We start from the raw sequence: 2,149 nt of genomic DNA, 5'->3' as shown, positions 1-2,149 counted from the left end.
TGAGGCGGCTGACCGAGATCGGCGTTGATGCGCCGCGTTCCCAGGGGGCGACCACGCTGGAGGAGGCCAAAAAAGCGGCAGCCGAAATCGGTTATCCGGTCATGGTAAGAATTGCGTTTGCGCTGGGAGGATTGGGCTCTGGCGTGTGCAAGGACGGACGGGAGTTGGAGGAACGGGTCAAGAGGGCCTTGGCCTATTCGCCACAGGTCCTCGTAGAGGAATACCTCAATGGCTGGAAGGAAGTGGAATACGAGGTCGTGCGAGACGAATCGGACAATTGCATCACCGTGTGCAACATGGAGAACGTTGACCCTCTTGGTATCCATACGGGCGAAAGCATTGTCGTGGCGCCCAGTCAAACTCTCACGAACGGCGATTACCATCGGCTGAGGGAGCTTTCCATCCGCGTTGTTCGCCATCTGAAGATTGTTGGTGAGTGCAATATTCAGTTTGCGCTTGATCCGAAATCAGACGCATACCGCGTGATTGAAGTCAACGCCAGGCTCAGCCGAAGCTCAGCTCTTGCGTCAAAGGCAACTGGATACCCGCTGGCCTATATCGCTGCTAAACTCGCGCTGGGATACAGTCTTACCGATCTCCCGAATTCCGTAACGCGGACTACGACGGCGTGCTTTGAACCCGCATTAGACTACGTAGTCGTCAAGATCCCTCGGTGGGATCTGAAGAAATTCCGCAGCGCGTCAAGCGACTTGGGCTCAGGCATGAAATCCGTGGGCGAAGTTATGGCCATTGGCAGGACATTTGAAGAGGCATTACAGAAGGCAGCACGGATGCTCGACATTGGTCACGATGGAATCGTCGCAACCCGGCCTATTGATCCGGCGACGGCAAAGGATTTGCTGGCGAATCCTGGGCCGGATCGCGTCTTCGCGTTACCTTGGGCAATGCGAAACGATCATAGCGTTAAGCAGCTTCATGAGCTAACGCATATTGATGAATGGTTTCTCCATTGTATTCATCATCTGGTAGAGATCGAAGATCTCCTCGAAAGCTACAAGGGTGAACCGTGTCCAAAACAAGTTTTGCTTGAGGCCAAGCGCGCCGGATTCTCCGATCGCCAATTAGGCTCGATTCTCGAAATGGATGAGACGATTGTTTGGAGACACCGGCAGAACATGGGGATATCCCCAGTGGTCAGGCAGATCGACACTCTGGCAGCCGAGTACCCGGCACAAACGAATTATCTCTACCTGACGTTTAATGGAGATGGAGATGACGTGCAAACCGAACAAGGTAAGAGCGTGCTTCTCCTCGGATCGGGCGCGTATCGCATCGGCAGTTCGGTTGAGTTTGACTGGTGCTGTGTGAACGCCTCCCGCATTCTCCGAAAGCTGGGCTACCGCTCGATTCTTCTGAATTTCAATCCAGAGACAGTCAGTACCGATTATGACAGCTGCGACAGACTTTACTTCGACGAGATTAGCCTGGAAAATGTGCTCGATATTTACGCGCGGGAGCAATGCATCGGAGTGATTATCTCAGTTGGTGGTCAGACTCCGAATAATCTCGCCGTTCAGCTTCATCATGCGGGATTGAACATTCTTGGAACCTCCGCCATGGATATCGATCGCGCCGAGGATCGACATAAGTTTTCGAAGTTACTCGATAGCATTGGAGTCGATCAGCCCGCCTGGCGCGAAGCGCCTTCTCTCGACGATGCGGTAGCATTTGCGAAGGAAACGGGTTATCCCGTCCTGCTCCGGCCATCGTACGTTCTAAGCGGTGCAGCCATGGGTGTGGCGACTAATGCAAGGGAATGTGAGCTTTTCTTGAACAAGGCAGCGGATGTTTCCCCAAAGCATCCAGTAGTTATTTCCAAGTTTTTTGAAGACGCGAAGGAAATCGAGGTCGATGCGGTTGCTTCCCGAGGGGAGATCCTGGCTATGGCTGCGGTCGAGCACGTGGAGAATGCCGGCGTTCACTCAGGCGACGCAACCTTGGTCGTTCCACCACAGCGCACTTATCCTGAAGTGATCCGCAAGGTTGAAAAGATTACGGAGCGGATTGCTGACGCGCTGAGAGTAACGGGACCGTTGAACGTTCAATATCTCGCCCAAGGCACAAACGTCAAAGTAATTGAGGCTAATCTGCGTGCCTCGCGAAGCTTTCCGTTTGTTTCAAAAATCTG

At 53.4% G+C, this 2,149-nt stretch carries 1 protein-coding gene; it reads left to right on the top strand.

Annotation, left to right across the window (positions count from 1 at the left end):
• Window positions 1–2,149, top strand: a 2,149-nt coding sequence (locus DMG62_24710) for a carbamoyl phosphate synthase large subunit (GenBank protein PYY19354.1), incomplete at both ends; no start/stop codon positions are given.

Source organism: Acidobacteriota bacterium, from assembly GCA_003225175.1.
GTDB lineage: Bacteria > Acidobacteriota > Terriglobia > Terriglobales > Acidobacteriaceae > Gp1-AA112.
Note: the sequence above shows the minus strand (reverse complement) of the source record. Positions and strands in the feature narration are given on the sequence as shown.